Here is a 19926-nt window from a genome sequence, read left to right as displayed (position 1 = left end):
CCGCCGGAATCGACGAGATAGATGCAGGGCAGCCTGTTTTCGCGCGCGATCTCCTGTGCGCGAATGTGTTTCTTCACCGTCATCGGGTAGTAGGTGCCGCCCTTGATGGTCGCGTCGTTGCACACGATCATGCACTCGCGTCCCGAGACGCGTCCGATGCCTGTGATCAGCCCTGCAGCGTGAATCTGATCCTCGTACATGCCGTAGGCGGCAAGCGGCGATAGCTCGAGAAATGGAGAACCAGGATCGAGCAGCCGCGTGACACGATCACGGGGCAGCAGCTTCCCACGGGCGACGTGACGCTCGCGCGCCTTCTCATTGCCGCCGCGCGCAGCAGCTTCGCGCGCCGCCTTCAATTCGTCGGCCAGCATCTGCCATTGCGCGGCATTGGTGCGGAACTCACGCGAGCGAGCGTCGATGACGGAGTCGATGCGCGCCATGCCACCTCCCGATTCTTCAAGCGAGGGAACTATGCCGCGCTGAGCCGATGAAACATAGGGGTGCCGCAATTGAATCAAGCATGTGCAGGCAATTTCCGCGGAACCGGAACGTCGTCCCTTGTAGGGCGTTCACAATCCGACTGGCGGACAGCCAGAGCACGGGGCTTCAGAAATAGAACAGAGAGGAGTCGACCCATGAGGTCTCGATTGCTGATTACCGTTTCCGCCGCCGCGCTGATCGCCGGTGCCGGTCTCGCAACCGCTCAGGACAAGGGCGGTCCGGGCGGTTCGATGGGTGGTAGCCCGTCCGCCGCGCCGCAGGGCAGTTCGCCAGCCCAGCAGTCCGCCCCACCCGCCTCCAGGGGCGGCTCGGACGTGCAGCAGCGACAGGAAGCACCGCCGGCCCGTGCGCAACAGGGCGACCAGAAGCAGCAGCGCGCCCAGGAGCAACAGCAACAGCCGCGTCAGGATCGTGCGCAGGACCAGCGCAATCAGCGCAACAACCAGGCGCAGGATAACAAGGCTGACAAGAAGGGCGGCGCAGCGACCACAGGTCAGGGTGCCGCAGGGTCGTCCGGCAGCGCCAATCTGACATCCGAACAGCGCACGAAGATTTCGAGCACAATCCGTCAGTCGAACGTGAAGCGCGAAACCAACGTGAACTTCAACGTCTCGGTCGGGACGGTGGTGCCCCGCACGATCGCGCTGCACGCGTTGCCGCCGACCGTCGTCGAAGTCTATCCGCAGTGGCGCGGCTACCAGTTCGTTCTGGTTGGCGATGAGATCATCATCGTCGAACCGGGCAGCCACCGGATCGTTGCTGTCATCGACGCGTAACGATCGAACGTAGCATCGTTTCGCCGGGCCGGTTTCCGGCCCGGCGGACTACCGCCGAGTCTCCCGCGTCAACTGAGGACAGTCACAATTCGTTAACACTTGATTGCCATAGTCCCTAAAGTTTCGATGCGCAGCGGGACGGATGTACTCCCGGTGTCGCGCGTCGGATGGGAAGCCCGGCTCGATGCCGGGTTTTCTGTTTTTCAGGGCACCGCACGCGTCGGGTCGGCCATCGTCTCGATACAGGCGTTCTCCGGATATCCGGATACCCATCGTCGATCGGACGAAGCGCATGCGTCAGCGAGTGCATGTCCTCGAGCAGTTCTGCGACATCGTCAGCGCTCGCGCCGCAATGCTCGCCAAGAAGGCGGTTCCGCAGCCGCACCATGGCTGCACGATCCCGGTCATTTCCCGCTTCGATCACAGGATCGCATTCCGTGTCCGTGCCATCGAAAACCGGTCGGCATCACAGCGGTTAACGTTGGTGCTCCGCAAAACGCCGCACGACAGCAGAGGTTCCGTGCGGAACCTAGCCGATCTCGTTACCCGGCATGATCCAGGGCTCGGCCACGCCGTCGGCCCGCCATTCCTGCCAGGCCGGGAGGGCCATCATTGCAGCCATATAGGCTTCGCAGGCCGCGCCAACCCCAATGGAGTAACTCGAAAATCGCGACACGATCGGGGCATACATCGCATCGGCGGCGCTGAACTGCCCGAACAGGAACGGACCGCCCTGCCCGAAGCGCGCCCTGCAATCCGTCCAGATGGCCTCGATCCGCCGCACATTGGCGTCGACCTCTGGCGTGAGTTCGAGCCGCTTGTTTACGCGGCGCATGTTCATCGGGCAGTGCCGGCGCAACGGCGCGAAGCCGGCATGCATTTCGGCGGAAATTGCCCGTGCATGCGCGCGCGCCTTCAGGTCGGACGGCCAGATCTGCGCCTTCGGGAAACGCTCGGCGAGATGATCGAGGATGGCGAGCGATTCCCAGATCGTCATGTCGCCATCGATGAGGATCGGCACCTTGCCGGCGGGAGAATATTTCAGAACGCGCTCGGCGCTGCCCGGCTCGTAAAGCGGGATGATCTCTTCCTCGAACGAGATGCCGGCCTGTCGCATCGCGATCCAGGGCCGCAACGACCAGGACGAATAATTCTTGTTGCCGAGAATGAGCTTGAGCGACATCGGAGAAACCTCGATGCGAACCGATAATGTCCAATGCGGGCCGTTCCGCCCGCACGCAAGCGAAAAGAAATGATAGCGACGATCACGCGCACAAATCCCGCGCGTCGCGTCAGGCTTTCGACGCCGGCTCCTCGACCGGTCCACCCGCCTTTTTCCAGGCGCCGAAACCGCCGCGAATATGCGCGACCGGCTTCAACCCCATCTTCTTCGCCGTGTGAGCCGCGAGGGCGGAGCGCATGCCGCCCGCACAGAAGAACACGTATTTCTTGTCCTGCGCGAAAAACGGCTTGTGATACGGGCTCTCCGGATCGATCCAGAATTCGAGCATGCCACGCGGGCAATGGAAGGCGCCGGGCACCTTGCCGTCGCGCTGCAATTCGCGAATGTCGCGGATGTCGACGAGGAGCACGTCATCCTTGCCGTGCAAGGCGATCGCCTGCTCCGTTGAAAGATTTTCAATCTCGCGTTCGGCCGCGTCGACAAGCGACTTCACGCTCGTGGTGATGGTCTGGGACATGATGTCATGCTCTCCGGCTGATCCGCCTAACTTCCAGAACACCCGGCAGTCGGCAAGCCCAAAGCAGGCAAGCCAAAAACAAAAGCGGCGCGGAGAGCCCACGCCGCTTCATTGAGCCTTCATGCCGGTGTCTACATCGCGGCGTAGATCGCGAGCAGCACCACAATCAGGAGTGCGCCACCGGTCCACAACGTTACGGACAGCGTCGACTCCTGCTCAGGATGGTGGATCTGATCCTGTGCCATTGGCCGTCTCCTCGCTCCCTGCGGAGGGCCACTGCATAGCGCCGAGGCGCCGCCGCAGTTGGTTAGCCGATCGAGATTACGACTTTAGTCTAATACATTTGCGAACAACACAACACAATCACAGATTGCATTCGTGGTTATGCGACAATTCGGCGGGCTGGTATGGATGAGGTCACGCCTCCTTGAGTCCGCCATGTCGCTATTCACGCTCCCCGACCTCCTCGCCCTGGGCTTTTTCCTCGTCAGCTGGCTGGGGTATGGCTTCGTTCTGGAATGGACCGCGCATGGCGCCACCGGGCTCAATTCCCGGATGCACGACTATCGCGACAGCTGGATGCAGCAGATGCTGCGCCGCGACATCCGCATGGTCGACGCGCAGATCATGGCATCGCTGCAGAACGGGACGGCGTTTTTTGCTTCCACTTCTCTGATCGCGGTCGGTGGTACGCTGACAATCCTGCGCTCGACCGACGATCTCATCACCATCATATCGACGCTGCCTTTCGGCGTTCAGACCACGCGCATGCTGTGGGAGATCAAGGTGATCGGACTCGCCGTGATCTTTGTGTACGCATTCTTCAAGTTCGCGTGGTCGTACCGGCTGTACAATTACGTGGCGATCATGATCGGTGCGATGCCGCCGTCGTCCGAGAAAGACAATCCCGACGCCAAACGCCACGCGATCAGGACCGGCAAGCTGTGCGAGTCCGCCGGACGCCATTTCAACCGCGGTCAGCGGGCGTTCTTCTTCGCGCTGGGTTATCTCGGATGGTTCGTATCGCCGTGGCTATTGTTCGCGACGACGGCGGGCATCGTGGTGGTGATGTGGGGCCGGCAGTTCACGTCGGATGCGAGTGCCGCGATGACCGCGGAGTGATCAGTCGAGCGCGATCGCAATCCAGGCGCATGACACGAGCAGAAGCGCCAGTGCGGTCGCCGACTTCAGAAGAAGGAGTTCGCCCTTCTGCTGCCCGTCTGCATTTTCGTGATCGAGAACCTCGTCGAAGCCCGGCACTCTCGAAATGCCGTCAACCGGAATGACTCTCGCCTCGATATGCATCATGAGCCCTCCCGCTCCGATGCGACGAGTGTCGATCAAAATGTTTTCGAATTGGTAACCGTAACGCGAGGTTAAGGACGGCAATTCTCCCTGGCCGTGTCGCAGCCGGCCGCTATGCGAGGTCCTGGGAACAACTCGCTTGTGTGGCCGGTCAGCCAGTAGACAAGCAGCCCGGCCCATTCATGCACGGCCGCGTCCGTACGCGCGAGGCCGCCCGCAAGCGACTTGAACGGTCCCGCCAGGTCGTCGCTTCCGCGCGTGCGGAAATCCACCGGATGGGCCTCGACCGGAAAGCCGGCCTTGCGGAACAGGCCAATCGACCGCGGCATATGATGCGCGGATGTCACGAGCAGCCACCGCTCGGACGGCTTCGGCTTCAGGAGATCCCTGGTGAATGTCGCATTCTCGAGCGTGTTGCGCGCGTTACGTTCGAGGACGATCCGATCACGCGGAATGCCGAAGCTCTCGAACAGCGCGGTCACGAAATCGGCCTCGCTCGCCCCGCCGAACAGCCGCCCGCTGCCGCCGGTGAACACGATCCGGGCGGACGGATAGTCACGCGCGAGTTTCGCCACCGCGGTCATGCGCTCGGCCGCCTCGTTCAGCGCGACGTCCTTGCGCGCGGCCGAGACCTCCGGAGAAACGGCTCCGCCCAGCACCACTATTCCATGCGGCGCCACGCCCTTCGCGTCCCATTTCGGGAAGCGCTCTTCCAGCGGCAGCATCAGTGCGTTGCCGATCGGGGCAATTCCGATCACGGCGAGCAACAGGACGGCGCCGATCAGGAGCCCCTGCCCAAACCCGCGAAACCGGGTGCGCATGAGGAGGATGCCCGCAAGCGCGACCGCGATGAGCAGGTTGGAAGGTAGCGCAAAGAATCCGAGGACCTTGGACAGGCCGAACATGGCGAAGCCCCCCTGCTTGCGCGCCGAGTAGCGAACGCTACTTCTTCTGACGCTCGGCCTCGTAGCGTTTGCGCGTCTCTTCGTTCATCGGATAGAGGCCGGGCAGTTTCACGCCCTTCTCCACCTCGCGCACCACCCATTCCTCGTAGGCTTCATGCTCGAGGCCTTCCTTCGCGATGGTCTCGACCAAGGCCTGCGGGATGACAACCGCACCGTCGTCGTCGGCGACGATGACGTCATTGGGGAAGATCGCGCAGCCGCCGCACGCAATGGGCTCATTCCAGCCGACGAAGGTCAGACCGTTCACCGACGCAGGCGCCGCAATCCCGGAGCACCACACCGGCAGGCCGGTCTTGAGGATGCCGACCTTGTCGCGCATCACGCCATCCGTAATCAGCGCCTGAACGCCGCGCTTGACCATCCGCATGACGAGGATGTCGCCGAAGATGCCGGCATTCTGCACGCCCATCGCATCGGCGACCGCAATGCAGCCTTCCGGCATGTCTTCGATCGCAGCCCGCGTCGAGATCGGCTTGCCCCAGCTTTCGGGGGTCGCAAGGTCTTCACGAACCGGCACAAAGCGCAGAGTGAATGCCGGTCCGACAACGCGCTTGCCGCCGGGCACGAGCGGCATCGGGCCGGTCATCCAGCTGTGCCGGATGCCGCGCTTGAGCAGCATCGTGGTGATGGTCCCGGTCGTGACGTTACGAAGATCGTCCAGCGCGCTCATTATGTACTCCAATCGATCAGGCCGGGCCGAGGCCGATCTGTTCGTCGCGACGTCGCAGATACATGATGAATGGCACCGACAGCAGCACCATCCACGCCTTACCCACGACCTGTCCGGCGAGAAAATCGAGCGAACCGAAGGCAAGCCACAGGAATACGATCGAATCCACGATCAGGCCGACAATGCTCGACAGCACCACAGCGGTCACGAAACGCCGTTCCTGCAGCGGCGTGTAGACCGCGAGGTCGGCAAATTCCGAAATCAGGTAGGCAGAAGCGGAGGCGGTCACGAGCGCCAGCGGAGCGATGAGGCCGGACAGTCCGGCGCCGATGAGAATCGCGGCGACCGCGGCGGCAAAGCCTAGGCGCCGCTGCACGAGGTCCCGCAGGACAAGCGCGACGCCCACCGTCAGGACGCCCGAGGGCGCCATGAGGCCAGGCGCCACCGGAATGAGGCAAGGTCCGTCACGGGTGCAGACGGTCCCGAAATTGTAGATCATCCAGTTCGCCACCGGGATGGTGAGGCAGAACAGCGCGAAGAAAAGCGCGCCCTCCAGCCAGCGGCGTGTTTCGTGGATCATTTGCGTTCGTAGTCCCGTTGCCATTTCTCGAAGCCGGCCGCGCGGAGTTGGCAGGCCGGACATTCGCCGCAGCCATAGCCCCAGTCGTGGCGCCACGAACGGTCGCCGAGATAGCAGCTATGGGTCAGTTCGACCACAGCTTGTACGAGATGATCTCCTCCGATGTCATGCGCCAGAGCGAAGGTGGCCGCCTTGTCGATCCACATGAGCGGCGTATGCAGCACGAACCGGCGGTCCATGCCCAAGGTCAGCGCAACCTGCATGGCCTTGATGGTGTCGTCGCGGCAATCCGGATAGCCGGAATAATCGGTTTCGCACATGCCCGCGACGATGTGCCGGGCGCCGCGGCGATAGGCGAGCGCCGCTGCAAAGGTGAGAAAGACCAGATTGCGGCCCGGTACGAAGGTGGTGGGCAGGCCGTTTTCGGCCATTTCGATCGCCGCATCGCGCGTCAGCGCGGTCTCGGAAATCTGCCCGAGCGACGCGAGGTCGATGACATGGTCCTCGCCGAGGCGCTCTGCCCAGCGCGGATCAAGCCCGCGCAAGGCGTCGCGAACCGAAGGCCGCACATCCATTTCGACCACGTGCCGCTGGCCATAGGTGAACCCGACGGTTTCAACGGCTTCGAAACGTTGCAGCGCCCAGGCGAGACAGACCGTGGAGTCCTGGCCGCCGGAAAACAGAACGAGCGCGGTGTCGTCCCCTAGTCCCATTTTGGCGACCAGGCCCAGTCGACAAGCCGGCCGTCGCGCGCAAGGCCGGCGATCTCCTTCATCTCGGCATCGGACAGGCTGAAATCGAAGATCGCGATATTCTCGGCGAGCCGCTCCACTTTGCTGGTGCGCGGGATGGCGCCAACGCCCTGCTGCATCAGCCAGCGCAACGACACCTGTGCGCCGGTCTTGCCGTAGGTCTTGCCGATGCGGGTCAGAACGGAATCGCTCCTGGTGCTGCCCTTGGCGATCGGCGAATAGGCCACCGCCGCCATGCCGTGCGCGCGGCACGCCGCTAGCACTTTCGACTGGTCAAGATAGGGGTGATATTCGAACTGATTGCAGACGAGGCGCTCGCCCGACAGCCGGCTCGCTTCCTCGATCAGGGCGACGGTATAGTTCGATACGCCGATGTGACGCACGAAGCCGTCGCGCTTCATACCGACCAGCGCGTCGATGGTCTCCGCGAGCGGTATGCCCTTGTTCGGCCAATGCAGCAGAAGCAGGTCGATCTCACCCAATCGCAGAGCGCCTACCGACTCCTTGACCGAGCGCTCGAGCAGACGGGGCGCAAGATTGTCCGGCGCCACCTTGGTGGTGACAAAGACCTCCTCGCGCTTGATGCCGGACGCACGGATGCCCTCGCCTACCTCGCGCTCGTTGCCGTACATCTGCGCCGTGTCGAAATGCCGATAGCCGAGACGCACGGCCTGCTCGACGATCCGTGCGCAGTCGCGCCCGCGAAGCTCCCACGTACCGAGGCCGAGCGCAGGAAAATGTGCATCCCTGGCATCGAGATAAAGCATTCAGTTATCCCATTTCGGCGATTGCGGCGGCGTGATGATGCGGCCGTTGGGTTCGGCGAGATTGCGGATCTCTGTCATCTCTGAATCCGCCAGCATGAAGTCGAAGATATCGACATTGGCTTTCAGCTTCTCGGGAGTTGCGGTGCGCGGGATCGGGATCACGCCCTCCTGCACGAGAAACCGCAGCGCGATCTGCGCCTCGCTCTTGCCGTGAGTCTTGGCAATGCGTTCCAGCACGGCGTTGCCGGGAATGCGACCGCGGCCGAGCGGACAATATCCGGTCACGGACATGCCGCGTCCCTTACAAAAGGCAAGGATGGTGCGGTGATCGATGAACGGATGTGTCTCGATCTGATTGTTGACGATGGGCTCGTCGGCAAGCTTCTCGGCTTCTTCAAGCAGCGCGATCGTAAAATTCGCAACGCCGATGTGACGCGTCTGACCGTTGCGCTTCGCCTTGCACAATGCGGGAATGTAGACCGGCGGAGGAATATCGGGATTGGGCCAATGGACCAGAAGCAGGTCCACATAAGACAGGCCGAGGCGCTTCAGACTTCCTTCGACCGACGCTTCGAAGTTACCCGGCGCGAGATCGACGTGACGGACCTTGGTCGTGAGGAAGATCTCGTCGCGCGGAACGCCCGACTTGCGGATTCCCTCCCCGACTTCCGCCTCGTTGTCGTAGAAGACGGCCGTGTCGATATGCCGGTAGCCCATCTTGAGGGCCGCGCTGACCGCCTGGACGCACACATCGCCCTTCAGCGTCATTGTTCCGAGCCCGATGGCCGGAATTCGCGCACCCTTGACGTCGACTACTGGTACCATTCCACGCGCCCCCATGTTCGTTGGCGCGGAGAATGCCGCGCCAAACGGCCCATGCCAAGCGCGGCGCGCGCTGCCTGGGATAACCCATGCAACCGGCCGTACGGTCGTCAGTCGGAGGCCGACAGCACGCTCGATTGTCGCGCGGCCTTATCGAGCGAATCGTTTGCGGACGTCATCGTCCGCGGCGACGGTGCCGACGAAGCATTGCGGCAAACCGACGCCAATTGCCGGCCGGAGGCCGGGCCGCCGCTTACCGCCGCTAGCGCAAAGAGACCGGACGCAACCGATGGATCGGGATGATCCCGGGGCTAATGCTTCTTGCCGAGAACGTGGAACGCAACCTCGGGCGCGCCTTCGATCACGCGCAACAATGCGCGTGCAGGCCCGCGAGGCGAACGCTTGCCCTGCTCCCAATTGCGTACCGTCTCGACCGGCACGCCGATGCGAGCGGCGAACTCGGACTGGGTCATGCGCGCTGCGGCGCGAATGGCCCGCGCGTAAGCGGCATCACCACCCGCAGGACCGGGGGCGGCTGTCGCAGCAAATTGCGGGAAATGGCTGGTCTCGGACACGGTCCGTTCGCTGCCATCGGGAAGGATTTCGACGATGCGGCCATCGGCCTTGAGGCGGAGTCTGAGATCGGGCTTTGCAGTCATAGGCGCAATCATGTGCGCAATCGTTCAATGAACCATTAACGCTGTTGCGCGCGTGCGCGCGTCGTCACTGGCCTACCTCGTCTTCTCGAATATCTCGCGCCCTATCAGCATCCGGCGGATCTCGCTGGTGCCGGCGCCAATCTCGTAGAGCTTGGCATCGCGCAACAGTCGGCCTGCAGGAAATTCGTTGATGTAGCCGTTGCCGCCGAGGGCCTGGATCGCCTCCAGCGCCATCTGGGTAGCGCGCTCCGAAGCGAACAGGATCGCGCCAGCCGCATCCTCACGCGTGGTGCGTCCCTCGTCGCACGCTTTCGCGACCGCATAAACGTAGGCCTTCGCAGCGTTCATTCCGACATACATGTCCGCGATCTTGGCCTGCATGAGCTGGAAGCGGCCGATCGATTGGCCGAATTGCTTGCGGTCATGGATGTAGGGAATGACGAGGTCGATCGCGGCCTGCATGAGACCAAGTGGACCTGCGGCCAGCACCACGCGCTCGTAATCGAGGCCCGACATCAGGATGTTGACGCCGTTGCCAACCGCGCCGAGCACATTCTCCTCAGGCACTTCGCAATCCTGGAAGACAAGCTCTCCGGTGTCGGAGCCACGCATTCCGAGCTTGTCGAGCTTCTGTGCCGTGGAGAAGCCCTTGAATTTCTTTTCGACCAGGAACGCCGTGATACCGCGCGCACCCGCCGTGGCATCGGTCTTGGCATAGACCACGATCGTATCGGCGAGCGGCCCGTTGGTGATCCACATCTTCGAGCCGTTGAGGATGTATTTGGTCCCTTTCTTGTCGGCGCGCGTTCGCATCGAGACCACGTCGGAGCCCGAGCCGGGTTCCGACATCGCAAGCGCGCCGACATGCGCGCCCGAGATGAGCTTCGGCAGATAGCGCTTCTTATGATCGGCCGATCCGTTCCTGCGAATCTGGTTCACGCACAGATTGGAATGCGCACCGTAGGAGAGACCGACCGAGCCGGACGCACGCGAAATCTCCTCCATCGCCACGCAATGCTCGAGATAGCCAAGTCCCGACCCGCCCCACTTCTCCTCGACCGTGATGCCGAGGAGGCCGAGCTCGCCGAGCTTCGGCCAGAGATCCCGGGGAAACTCGTTCTTGCGGTCTATCTCATCCGCCCGCGGGGCGATCTTCTGCTGCGCGAAGCGGCGCACGCTGTCACGCAGCATGTCGACATCCTCGCCCAGGCCGAAATCGAATCCGGTCCAGCTATTCGGGATCATCGGGCGCTCCTCCGGCGCGTTGTATCCGTTGTCTACCCGCGCGCTTCTGCCGGCGCGTCGGGCGTATTCTCCATGCAGATCATGGTCGCGAGCATGCGCGCGATCAACTTCGATTGCGTACCAGTCTCCGCGTCCACATCGACTTCCACGATGGTCAGCGTCCGGCCCGAGCGGAGTACCCTGCCCTTCGCGACGAACCGGTCCCCCACGGCGGGCGACATCAGGTTGATCTTCAGTTCCACGGTCAGCGGCGCTGACCCTTCGGGCATCAGCGAGAAGGCGGAGAAGCCGGCGGCGGTGTCGGCGAGCGCCGTGGTGACGCCGCCATGCAGAAACCCGCGCTGCTGGCAAAGATCCGGCCGGGCCTTCAGGGCGACAGCACATGCGCCCGGCGACAGCGAGGTGATTTCCCCTCCGATAAGCGACATGAAGGATTGCCGCGCGAAGCTTTCGCGCACACGCGCTTCCCAATGCGGATTGCGGGGCTTGAATGCGGTCATCCGGCACACCTCGCTCGCGGGCATCGTCGCTTGACCCATACGGCAGCGTATGTTTCAATACGGCACCGTATGGTTCGAGGGTGCGGGAGTCAAGCCCGGATGGCGCGCAGGAAGAATGCTCTGGCCGAGGCCGCGTCTTCGCGTACCGGCCCGCTCGATGCCGCGGCGTGGGTCAGCGCGGCGCTGGACGTGCTCGCAACGGACGGCATCGACGCGGTACGGGTCGAACCGCTGGCCAAGACGCTTCATGTCACCAAGGGAAGCTTCTATTGGCACTTCGCGGACCGCCGCGCGCTGATCGACGCCATGTTGCAGCAATGGGCGAATGGACGCATCGCCGCGATCCGCGATCAGGCTCCGCGCGACGGCGACCCTGCCCGCGCCTTGCGGGCGCTCGCCGACCTCTACACGCGCCGCAGCAATACGCGCGGCCTTGCGATCGAGCTTGCGATACGTGCGCTCGCCCGCAACGACGATGCCGCGGCGCGCGCCGTGCAGTCCGTGGATGCGGAACGGTTACAGCGCGTAGCGACGCTGTTCGAACAGCTTGGCTGGCAACCGCGGGAAGCCGGCGCACGCGCGGTGATGGTCTACGCGTATTTGTTCGGGCAGAGCCTGCTCGACCCGAAATCGGTCAGGTCCGCCGACACCACACTCGCGCTCGACGCGCTGCTCGCGCCGCCGCGGTAGGCGCTAACGCAGACCGAACCAGAGCGTCGCGATCCCGAGGAATGAAAAGAAGCCGACCACGTCGGTGATTGTCGTGACGAACGGCCCCGATGACACCGCGGGATCGACACCGAGCTTCGTCAGTACCAGCGGGATCACGATGCCGCCGAGCGCCGCGGCTGCGAGCACCGTCATCATCGCGAGCCCCATCACGAGAAACAGATCGGTCACCCCGAACCAGGCCGCCGCCACCGCACCCATGATGATGGCGAAGCCAAGCCCGTTCATGACCCCGACCATCAGTTCGCGCCGCACCACCCGCCACGCGTTCGAATCCGACAATTCGCGTGTCGCGAGCGCACGCACGGCCACCGTCATGGTCTGGGTGCCGGCATTGCCCCCCATCGAGGCCACGATCGGCATCAGCACCGCAAGCGCGACCATCTTCTCGATCGACGAGGAAAACTGACCGATCACCCAGGCGGCCAGCAAGGCGCATCCGAGATTGGCAACGAGCCATGGAAAGCGCGCCTTGACGATGTCCCACACGGAATCGGACAGCTCTTCGTGAGCGCTGACGCCGCCCAGCGCCTTGATGTCCTCTTCCGCTTCCTGCTCGATCACGTCGACGATGTCGTCGAAGGTCAGCACACCGACGAGGCGATCGTCCTCGTCGACCACCGGTGCCGCAACGAGGTTGTAGCGTTCGAACTGACGCGCGACCTCTTCCTGGTCTTCGGTCGCGCGCACCCGCCGCCTGTCCTCATCCATCAGCTCAATCACCGGGACCGGACGCTTGGTGCGCAGCAGCCGATCGAGCGCGACCGCACCGAGGAATTTGCCCACGGGATCTGTGACGTAAAGCTCATAGAAACGGTCCGGAAGATCGGCCGTTTCGCGCATGTAGTCGATCGCCTGCCCGACATTCCAGTCCGGAGGAACCGCGATGAACTCGGTCTGCATCCGCCGTCCGGCGGACTCCTCCGGATAGAGCAGGCTGCGCTCGAGCGCGACGCGTTCGGTCGGAGGAAGCTGCTGCAGGATCTCGACCTGCTCCTGGCGATCGAGATCTTCCAGGATGTAGACCGCATCGTCGGAGTCGAGTTCCCGGACGCCTTCGGCCACCGTTTCCGGAGGCAGCTCTTCGAGAATCTCCTCGCGGACGGTGTCGTCGACTTCCGTCAGCGCCGAGAAGTCGAAGTCCCTGCCCATCAGCTCGATGAGCTGCGGCCGCAATTCCTGATCCAGCGCCTCGATCAGATCGCCGGTATCGGCCTCGTGCAGCTCGCCGACGAGATTGCGCAGGACCGCGGTGTCATGGTGGCGCACCGCATCCGACACGCGATCGAGAAAATCGGCGCGAATTGCCCCGGTCTCGTCGCGCAGCGCTTCTTCCAGCGGCGGACTTTCGCTCCTCTGGTCATGATCGAGCATCAGCGCGCCGGTGCGGGTTGGGGTTTTGCGAGTCAACGCGGCTTGTACGCGTTCGCGTTTGCGCATGCAAACAATGGACACCGTCGCGACGCGGAAGCATTTTCGACGCGGAACGATGATGCTAATTGAGGTTGTCCGGCAATATCGAGATCGCGCCACCCATGCACGACACCCTGTCCGCGTTTCTGCTGGTCTATGCCGGATTATTCCCGGTCGTGAACCCGCTGGGGTCGGCGCCTATCTTCCTCGCGATGACCGATAGCTGCTCGGATCAGGAGCGCAACAGGCTGGCGGCCACCGTCTCCATCAACAGCTTCTGGCTGCTTCTCGGTTCGATGCTGGGCGGCTCGCTTATTCTGGAAGTGTTCGGCATCACTGTTCCCGTGGTGCGTGTCGCCGGCGGTCTCCTGCTCGCAACGATGGGCTGGAAGGTGCTGAACGACGGCCATACGGGCGATGATCCAAAGTCCACGAGCGCGGACGTGACGCCAGGGCAGAGCTTCTATCCCCTCACCCTTCCCCTGACGGTCGGACCGGGCGTGATCGCGGTCGCAATCACGCTTGGCAGCCATCGACCGCATGGACCGGATTTCCTGATGCAGGTCGGCGCTGGAGTGGCCGGTCTCGTCGCGATGGCACTCACCGTCTACGTCTGTTACCGCTCTGCGGAAAACCTCGCGCGGGCACTCGGCCAAACCGGCATCGGCATCCTGATCCGGCTGTCGGCATTCATCCTTATCTGCATCGGCATCCAGATCTGCTGGAGCGGCGTCAAGGCGCTGATCCAGAGCCTTTGACCGATACACGAAACGGCGTGGACCGCTGGCCGCCCTCAGCGGGAGGCGCAGTCATCGAAATTGCTTACCGTGTGCTGAGGACCGAGCGACCAAACCGGAATCAGCCAGCCTTCCGCGGAATTGGGCGCCACGGGCCTCGCTCCTGACTTCGGACGATGAACACAGGCGCTACCGGGGGTGAGGCCCGCGTTGCGCTTCATCGGCAAGGCACGATGGCGACGGATCAGGTTGTGATCGAGTTGCGTATGGCGGCCACCGACCTCGGGCGCGAAATGAAGTCCGGCGCCTGGCTGGGGCGGGATGGAAATCCGCCCACTCAAGTCTTTGAAACTAATGGCTTTTGAATGGTGCGGCCGAGAGGACTCGAACCTCCACGGTGTTACCCGCTGCCACCTCAAGGCAGTGCGTCTACCAATTCCGCCACGGCCGCGTTTTGGGTAATGCGCCGGATGGACCGGCGTGAGGTCGGGGAGCATGTAACAAATGCGATCCGCAGCCACAAGAGCCGCCGAACGCTTTCCAATGGACTGATCCAGCTCCGGATTTTCAGCGCATATCGGGGGATTTCGGCAGGAGCCGCTTCACTTCGACCGCGATCCGGTTGCCGTTGACCACCACGGTTCCCTCGGCGACCGGCATGTTGTTGGCGAGAATCTTCACGTCGTCGTCCTCCCCGGCGTCCAGCTCGATAATGGCCCCGCGGCCCAGCCGCAGGACCTGATGCACGGGCATCAGACAGGTGCCGAGAACCACCGATATATCGAGTGAGACCTTGTCGAGTGTGGCCACGTCGTTATGTCCTTCCAACGCTTCTTGTCGGCATGACCCGGACCGAAGCACGATCCATCGGGACTCACTGCCGGAATCCGACTATCGGCATGGTCACCCTGCTATGGTGAATCAGTGGTTAACGCGCGCGACACGCTCCCCCTCGGCCTGATGGCACGCCCCGGCAGTGCGCCCGTTGCATGGCGGGTCGAGCCGCGTCTGACACCTTATGAAACCGCCCTGTCCCGCATGGAGGCGCGCGTCGCCGATATCGCCGCCGGCCGCGCGGCCGAACTCGCATGGCTTGTGGAGCACCCGCCGCTCTACACGGCCGGCACCAGCGCAGCCGAAGGCGAACTGCTGGACGCGCGTTTCCCTGTCCACCGGACCGGCCGCGGCGGTCAGATGACCTATCACGGCCCCGGCCAGCGGGTTGTCTACCTGATGCTGGACCTGAAGCGCCGTCGGCAGGACGTCCGCGCCTATGTGGCGACGCTGGAGGAATGGATAATCCGCGCGCTGGGGCACTTCAATGTTGTGGGCGAGCGCCGCGACGATCGCGTCGGCGTGTGGGTCAAGCGGCCGGACAAGGGCGATGGATACGAAGACAAGATCGCGGCCATCGGCATCCGCCTGAAAAGCTGGGTGTCGCTGCATGGCATTGCGATCAATGTCGAGCCCGACCTGTCGCATTTCGGCGGGATCGTTCCCTGCGGCGTGCGCGAGCAACGTTACGGCGTGACGAGCCTCGTCGATCTCGGTCTGCCGGTCACGATGGACGATCTCGATGCGGCGCTGAGGGCGGAGTTCGACGGATTGTTCGGGCCGCTAGACCGTAGCGATCACGCTGAAGACTTCGCTCGCACGGCGCAAATCGAGGTCTGACGACGGCGCGTCGTGTTCCTCGATCGTGTCCACGGCAGCGCTCGGTGGTCCGCCCCTGCATGCCGCGATCATGTCCAGCACGTTGTCACGTGACCCGGCGAACAGGGCCTCGACGCTCCCGTCGCTGCGATTGCGGACCCAACCCTCGATGCCACGGCGTTTCGCAACGTGACGTGTCCAGTCCCGGTAACCGACGCCCTGCACGCGGCCGCGAATGATCACACGGCGGATGACCCGTTCGCCCATCACGTCGCTCCCGGCGCAAAACGCGCGAGCCCCGCAATATAGTTCTCGGGCAGGCCGCCGTCGCGTGCTGCTGAAACGACAGCCTCGATATAGTCCGGTCGCGGCTGGCCCACCCGCGTTTCGGAACCGAGATAGACCAGAGCCTCCACGGTCTGGGCCCCATCCCGGCCGACCGGGAGCATCGCCTTGCGATAGAGGCCGCCGGCTACGTCCTCGTACTCGTCGAGCGCAAACAGGTCGCGGGGACCGATCGTCCAGAGGATGCCGTAAACCTCGTGCGCGGCGTCCGGAACCACCGACGCGTAACCGTTCGCCATGATTACGAAGCGATAGCCGCTCAGAATCCCCCGCCCCACTTCCGCGGCTGTCGGACAGCGCTCGCGCATCGGACCGCGGCACATGTTGGAGCCATAGGCGAAATACAGCATCACCCGTCCGCCTCGGTCGCGTGCAGTTCGGACGGTTGCATCGCGGCCCAGGCCGAATACCAGAACATCAGCAGCAGCGGCGCGACCGTGAATGTCGACAGTGCGGCAATGGTCATGTCCTGAGCCACAGCCGTCGGGCCGGTCGCGAGGTTGAACAGAAACACGAACGGATAGACCAGCGTACCGATCGACGCCGGCACCCAGGGCGCGGCGGTGCCCGCACTCATATCGCTCACCTGCAGAACCAGCATCACGGCAAGCAGCAGGATGGCGATCAGCGCAATCAGCGCCACCGCAGTCACGCCGAGAACGCTGCGCTCGGCATTGCGCAGCCGCTTGGCAGTGAGCGCGAACCAGAGCCAGAGCAGCGCGAGTTGCGTGACAACGAAGGGCCAGATGCCGAACGACGCCGTCACCGCGGGCGCACTCAGCATGTTGGACAGCACCGCGCCGATCAGCAGGCCCACGAGTGCGCGCGTATAGGGCGCCTGCTCGACGTCACCGGACGGATTGAGCGATTCGAAGATGGCCATGCGGATATGGTCGCATGACAGGGTGCGAGCGCCAATGCGCTCGGTGCAACGATGTTATTTGGGGATGACCTTGTCGACCGGACGCGTCTCGTTGCGGTCGATCATCTCCTCGAAATCCTCAGGCCCGAGATCCTCGATATCCTCGTCGTGGATCGGATGTTCCGGATTATCTCCATCCGGAGACGGGCTGATGCCGGCATGCGCCACATCCTCGGCGACTTCGGGCAGCGAGTCAGGCCGATCCGGGCCTGGATCGCGCCGGCGCACATCGTCCGGCATCTCCTCCTGCATCCGCGATTTCTTGGTGTCGGCCATAACAGGCTCCGCAGCTTGTCTTACGCGGACAACGGCATATGGGGCCCGGAAGTTCCTGACGGTACGCTCAGGCGAACTCCATGATAACGGCGTCGACCGCAAGGCTGTCACCCTTCTTGGCGTGAATTTTCTTGACCGTCCCGTCGCGTTCGGCGCGCAGCACGTTCTCCATCTTCATCGCCTCGACCACCGCCAGCGTTTCGCCGACCTTGATCTCCTGCCCTTCCACGACCGCGATCGACACGACGAGGCCCGGCATCGGACACAGCAGCGACTTGCCGGTATCGGCCGCTTTCTTCACCGGCATCAGCCGCGCATAGGCGGCCTCGCTTTCGGTATAGACAAAGGCTCGCGCCTGCGCGCCACGGAACGCAAGGTCAAAACCGTTCGGCACCGGACTGACCTGCACGGTCACCGGCTTGCCATCGACCGTCCCGGACCAGACCGGATCGCCCGGCTGCCAGTCCGATTGCAGCTTGTGGACATGCCCGCCGTCGCGGAACGTGACCTCGATCGTGCCGTTCGCGCGCGTGACCTCGAGCCTGTATTCGATCTCGTTCAGCCACACCGCCCGCTGGCGCTCCCGGGTGACGAGGCGATGATGCATCTGACCGGATATCTGGCGTTTGCGCTCACCAAGAACGTGGTCGATCGCGGTCGCGACGGCGGCCAGGATATGCGCGGTCTCGCCCTCCGGCGGCACGCCATGGAAACCGTCAGGAAACTCCTCGGCGATGAAGCCGGTTGAAAGGGTTCCGGCGCGCCAGCGCGGGTGCGCCATCAATGCCGACAGGAACGGGATGTTGTGGCGAATGCCACCGACATAAAAGGCATCGAGCGCGTCGGCCTGCGCATCGATCGCGCTTGCGCGATCCGGCCCGTGCGTCACGAGCTTTGCGATCATCGGGTCGTAATAGAGCGAAATCTCGCCGCCTTCGTAGACACCGGTGTCGTTACGCACCGTGATGCCGTCCTTCTGCATCTCTTCGGGCGGGCGATAGCGTACGAGCCGGCCGGTTGACGGCAGGAAGCCGCGATACGGGTCCTCCGCATAGACGCGGCTTTCGACTGCCCAGCCGACGAGCTTCACGTCGCTCTGCTTGATCGCGAGCTTCTCTCCGGCGGCAACGCGGATCATCTGCTCGACCAGATCGATGCCGGTGACGAGCTCGGTGACCGGATGCTCGACCTGAAGCCGCGTATTCATTTCGAGGAAGTAGAAGGAGCGATCCTGCCCCGCGACGAACTCGACGGTCCCGGCGCTGTCGTATCCGACGGCTTTCGCCAGCGCGACCGCCTGCTCTCCCATCTTCTTGCGCGTCGCCTCGTCGAGCAGCGGCGATGGCGCCTCCTCGATCACCTTTTGGTTGCGGCGCTGGATCGAGCATTCGCGCTCGCCGAGATAGATGACGTTGCCGTGCTTGTCGCCGAGTACCTGGATTTCGATGTGCCGCGGATCGACGATGAACTTTTCGACGAACACGCGGTCGTCGCCGAACGACGATTTCGCTTCCGAACGCGCCCGGGCAAAGCCTTCGGCAACCTCGGCGCGTGAATAGGCGATACGCATGCCCTTGCCGCCGCCGCCGGCCGAGGCCTTGATCATCACCGGATAGCCGATCTCGTCGGCGATCTTTGCGGCCTCTTCCGGGTCTGCGATCTCGCCGAGATAGCCCGGCACGGTCGAGACCCTGGCCGCGGCAGCCGCCTTCTTGGACTCGATCTTGTCGCCCATGGCGGCGATCGCCCTGGGGTTCGGGCCGATGAAGACGATCCCATTCGCTTCCAGCGCTTTCGGGAACGCCTCGCGCTCGGACAGGAAACCGTAGCCGGGATGGACCGCTTCGGCCCCGGTAGCCTTGCAGGCGGCCACGATCTTATCGATCAGCAGATAACTTTCGGCCGCCGGCGGAGGCCCGATGTGAACGGCCTCATCCGCCATCTCAACATGGAGGGCGTCGCGATCGGCGTCCGAATAGACCGCGACCGTGGAAATCCCCATCCGCCGGGCGGTCTTGATGATCCGGCAGGCGATCTCGCCGCGATTGGCAATCAGAATACGCTTGAACATTCGGCGAAAGCCCCTTCTCCTGACAGATTTCGGCGCTGCAGCAAAAATGTCAATTCGGATTCAGGCGGGGACCACAAGAGCCACCAGCCAATAGGCCAGCCCGCCGGCCGCGAAGCACAGGACGGCCATCACCGCGATTTCGATCGCGAAAGCGCCCCGCCCGACCGCCGCGCCGATGGCGATCTTGCTGAGGTTGTTGGAGACCACCGCCGCGAGGATGGCGACCGAAGCATCGCCGAGCGTCAGCGGTTGCGGCGTCAGCCGCGATACCGAGACGGTCACGGCATCGACATCGGCCAGTCCCAGCGCCAGTGCAGCGACGATCGCACCCGTAGCTCCGAGATTTTCTCCGAGGGCGCGCCCGACCAGCACGATAACGGCGAGCAGAACCGCGAACCCCAGCACCGACCAGAACCCGAACGGGTTCTTGAACTCCACGCTCTGGTCCTGATCCTCGCCGCCGCCGCGCCAATAGGCCGAGACGAACGCGAAGACGAGCGCGACCAGAATGGCCGCGGCGAGCGCGGGCGCGATCAGC

At 63.6% G+C, this 19926-nt stretch carries 27 protein-coding genes and 1 tRNA gene; 6 read left to right on the top strand and 22 right to left on the bottom strand.

The window, feature by feature from the left end; translation table 11 throughout:
- Nucleotides 1-440 (bottom strand): carboxyl transferase domain-containing protein (locus VNZ93_RS16195; RefSeq protein WP_325707220.1); only part of this gene is annotated, 440 nt, incomplete at its 3' end.
- Nucleotides 441-635: 195 nt separating this feature from the next.
- Here VNZ93_RS16195 and VNZ93_RS16190 point away from each other — a divergent pair.
- On the top strand, nt 636-1277 hold the full coding sequence (locus VNZ93_RS16190; protein ID WP_325707217.1) for a DUF1236 domain-containing protein: 642 nt from the start codon (nt 636-638) through the stop codon (nt 1275-1277).
- Between the two features lie 529 nt (nt 1278-1806).
- Here VNZ93_RS16190 and VNZ93_RS16185 read toward each other — a convergent pair.
- Nucleotides 1807-2460: a glutathione S-transferase family protein gene (locus tag VNZ93_RS16185; RefSeq protein WP_325707214.1), complete on the bottom strand. Its 654-nt coding sequence runs from the start codon at nt 2458-2460 to the stop codon at nt 1807-1809.
- Nucleotides 2461-2569: 109 nt separating this feature from the next.
- A complete protein-coding gene (locus VNZ93_RS16180) occupies nt 2570-2977 on the bottom strand; it encodes a rhodanese-like domain-containing protein (RefSeq protein ID WP_325707211.1) in 408 nt (135 codons plus the stop codon).
- A gap of 438 nt (nt 2978-3415) precedes the next feature.
- On the opposite strand from VNZ93_RS16180, the gene VNZ93_RS16175 reads away from it, so the two are divergent.
- Entirely contained in the window at nt 3416-4099 is a 684-nt protein-coding gene (locus VNZ93_RS16175; protein WP_325707208.1) for a DUF599 domain-containing protein, read from the top strand.
- On the opposite strand, the gene VNZ93_RS16170 is transcribed toward VNZ93_RS16175, so the two are convergent.
- The 10 genes from VNZ93_RS16170 to VNZ93_RS16125 all read right to left on the bottom strand — a co-directional run bounded on the left by VNZ93_RS16170 (nt 4100) and on the right by VNZ93_RS16125 (nt 11242).
- A complete protein-coding gene (locus tag VNZ93_RS16170) occupies nt 4100-4285 on the bottom strand; it encodes a hypothetical protein (RefSeq protein WP_325707205.1) in 186 nt (61 codons plus the stop codon).
- Nucleotides 4286-4353: 68 nt separating this feature from the next.
- Nucleotides 4354-5187 (bottom strand): YdcF family protein, encoded by an 834-nt coding sequence (locus VNZ93_RS16165; protein ID WP_325707202.1) that lies wholly within the window; start codon nt 5185-5187, stop codon nt 4354-4356.
- A 37-nt stretch (nt 5188-5224) separates the two neighbouring features.
- Complete coding sequence (locus VNZ93_RS16160) at nt 5225-5917, bottom strand: ribonuclease activity regulator RraA (RefSeq protein ID WP_325707199.1); 693 nt, start codon at nt 5915-5917, stop codon at nt 5225-5227.
- 16 nt (nt 5918-5933) lie between these two features.
- Nucleotides 5934-6497, bottom strand: a complete 564-nt coding sequence (locus VNZ93_RS16155) for a VUT family protein (protein WP_325707196.1) — start codon at nt 6495-6497, stop codon at nt 5934-5936.
- Nucleotides 6494-7210 (bottom strand): 7-cyano-7-deazaguanine synthase QueC, encoded by a 717-nt coding sequence (queC, locus tag VNZ93_RS16150; RefSeq protein ID WP_325707194.1) that lies wholly within the window; start codon nt 7208-7210, stop codon nt 6494-6496. Before queC ends, VNZ93_RS16155 begins: the two co-directional genes overlap by 4 nt.
- Nucleotides 7201-8016: an aldo/keto reductase gene (locus VNZ93_RS16145; RefSeq protein WP_325707191.1), complete on the bottom strand. Its 816-nt coding sequence runs from the start codon at nt 8014-8016 to the stop codon at nt 7201-7203. Before VNZ93_RS16145 ends, queC begins: the two co-directional genes overlap by 10 nt.
- Entirely contained in the window at nt 8017-8841 is an 825-nt protein-coding gene (locus VNZ93_RS16140) for an aldo/keto reductase (protein ID WP_325707189.1), read from the bottom strand.
- 308 nt (nt 8842-9149) lie between these two features.
- Nucleotides 9150-9497: a helix-turn-helix domain-containing protein gene (locus VNZ93_RS16135; protein WP_325707186.1), complete on the bottom strand. Its 348-nt coding sequence runs from the start codon at nt 9495-9497 to the stop codon at nt 9150-9152.
- Between the two features lie 72 nt (nt 9498-9569).
- Nucleotides 9570-10742, bottom strand: a complete 1173-nt coding sequence (locus tag VNZ93_RS16130; protein ID WP_325707183.1) for an isovaleryl-CoA dehydrogenase — start codon at nt 10740-10742, stop codon at nt 9570-9572.
- Nucleotides 10743-10774: 32 nt separating this feature from the next.
- The gene (locus VNZ93_RS16125) at nt 10775-11242 is read right to left on the bottom strand and encodes a PaaI family thioesterase (RefSeq protein ID WP_325707181.1); all 468 of its coding nucleotides are present in this window, start codon (nt 11240-11242) and stop codon (nt 10775-10777) included.
- A 99-nt stretch (nt 11243-11341) separates the two neighbouring features.
- Here VNZ93_RS16125 and VNZ93_RS16120 point away from each other — a divergent pair, with 99 nt between their 5' ends.
- Nucleotides 11342-11932 carry a helix-turn-helix domain-containing protein gene (locus tag VNZ93_RS16120; protein WP_325707178.1) on the top strand — a complete coding sequence of 197 codons (591 nt, stop codon included), beginning with the start codon at nt 11342-11344 and terminating at the stop codon, nt 11930-11932.
- Between the two features lie 3 nt (nt 11933-11935).
- On the opposite strand, the gene mgtE is transcribed toward VNZ93_RS16120, so the two are convergent.
- Entirely contained in the window at nt 11936-13345 is a 1410-nt protein-coding gene (gene mgtE, locus VNZ93_RS16115) for a magnesium transporter (RefSeq protein WP_325707226.1), read from the bottom strand.
- 161 nt (nt 13346-13506) lie between these two features.
- Here mgtE and VNZ93_RS16110 point away from each other — a divergent pair, with 161 nt between their 5' ends.
- Both VNZ93_RS16110 and VNZ93_RS16105 read left to right on the top strand, forming a co-directional pair.
- Nucleotides 13507-14142 (top strand): MarC family protein, encoded by a 636-nt coding sequence (locus VNZ93_RS16110; protein WP_325707175.1) that lies wholly within the window; start codon nt 13507-13509, stop codon nt 14140-14142.
- A 212-nt stretch (nt 14143-14354) separates the two neighbouring features.
- Nucleotides 14355-14486: a hypothetical protein gene (locus tag VNZ93_RS16105; RefSeq protein WP_325707172.1), complete on the top strand. Its 132-nt coding sequence runs from the start codon at nt 14355-14357 to the stop codon at nt 14484-14486.
- A 1-nt stretch (nt 14487) separates the two neighbouring features.
- Here VNZ93_RS16105 and VNZ93_RS16100 read toward each other — a convergent pair.
- Nucleotides 14488-14572: transfer RNA gene (locus VNZ93_RS16100), tRNA-Leu, on the bottom strand.
- 116 nt (nt 14573-14688) lie between these two features.
- Nucleotides 14689-14931 carry a FliM/FliN family flagellar motor switch protein gene (locus tag VNZ93_RS16095; protein ID WP_325707169.1) on the bottom strand — a complete coding sequence of 81 codons (243 nt, stop codon included), beginning with the start codon at nt 14929-14931 and terminating at the stop codon, nt 14689-14691.
- A 114-nt stretch (nt 14932-15045) separates the two neighbouring features.
- Between VNZ93_RS16095 and lipB the strand changes: the two genes are divergently transcribed.
- Complete coding sequence (gene lipB, locus VNZ93_RS16090; RefSeq protein WP_414710092.1) at nt 15046-15795, top strand: lipoyl(octanoyl) transferase LipB; 750 nt, start codon at nt 15046-15048, stop codon at nt 15793-15795.
- Here the strand turns inward: lipB and VNZ93_RS16085 are convergent.
- The 6 genes from VNZ93_RS16085 to VNZ93_RS16060 form a co-directional block, all read right to left on the bottom strand.
- Nucleotides 15739-16041 carry an acylphosphatase gene (locus VNZ93_RS16085; protein WP_325707167.1) on the bottom strand — a complete coding sequence of 101 codons (303 nt, stop codon included), beginning with the start codon at nt 16039-16041 and terminating at the stop codon, nt 15739-15741. The genes lipB and VNZ93_RS16085 overlap by 57 nt on opposite strands.
- Nucleotides 16041-16469: a gamma-glutamylcyclotransferase family protein gene (locus VNZ93_RS16080; RefSeq protein ID WP_325707164.1), complete on the bottom strand. Its 429-nt coding sequence runs from the start codon at nt 16467-16469 to the stop codon at nt 16041-16043. Before VNZ93_RS16080 ends, VNZ93_RS16085 begins: the two co-directional genes overlap by 1 nt.
- Complete coding sequence (locus tag VNZ93_RS16075; RefSeq protein ID WP_325707162.1) at nt 16469-17002, bottom strand: hypothetical protein; 534 nt, start codon at nt 17000-17002, stop codon at nt 16469-16471. Before VNZ93_RS16075 ends, VNZ93_RS16080 begins: the two co-directional genes overlap by 1 nt.
- A 54-nt stretch (nt 17003-17056) precedes the next feature.
- Nucleotides 17057-17317, bottom strand: coding sequence for a hypothetical protein (locus VNZ93_RS16070; RefSeq protein WP_325707159.1), 261 nt, complete (start codon nt 17315-17317; stop codon nt 17057-17059).
- 67 nt (nt 17318-17384) lie between these two features.
- Nucleotides 17385-19388: an acetyl/propionyl/methylcrotonyl-CoA carboxylase subunit alpha gene (locus VNZ93_RS16065; protein ID WP_325707157.1), complete on the bottom strand. Its 2004-nt coding sequence runs from the start codon at nt 19386-19388 to the stop codon at nt 17385-17387.
- Between the two features lie 60 nt (nt 19389-19448).
- Nucleotides 19449-19926: DUF4010 domain-containing protein (locus tag VNZ93_RS16060; RefSeq protein WP_325707154.1), on the bottom strand; the 478-nt coding region annotated here is incomplete at its 5' end.

Origin of the sequence: Pseudorhodoplanes sp. (assembly GCF_035565795.1) — a bacterium.
Lineage (GTDB): Bacteria > Pseudomonadota > Alphaproteobacteria > Rhizobiales > Xanthobacteraceae > Pseudorhodoplanes.
Note: the sequence above shows the minus strand (reverse complement) of the source record. Positions and strands in the feature narration are given on the sequence as shown.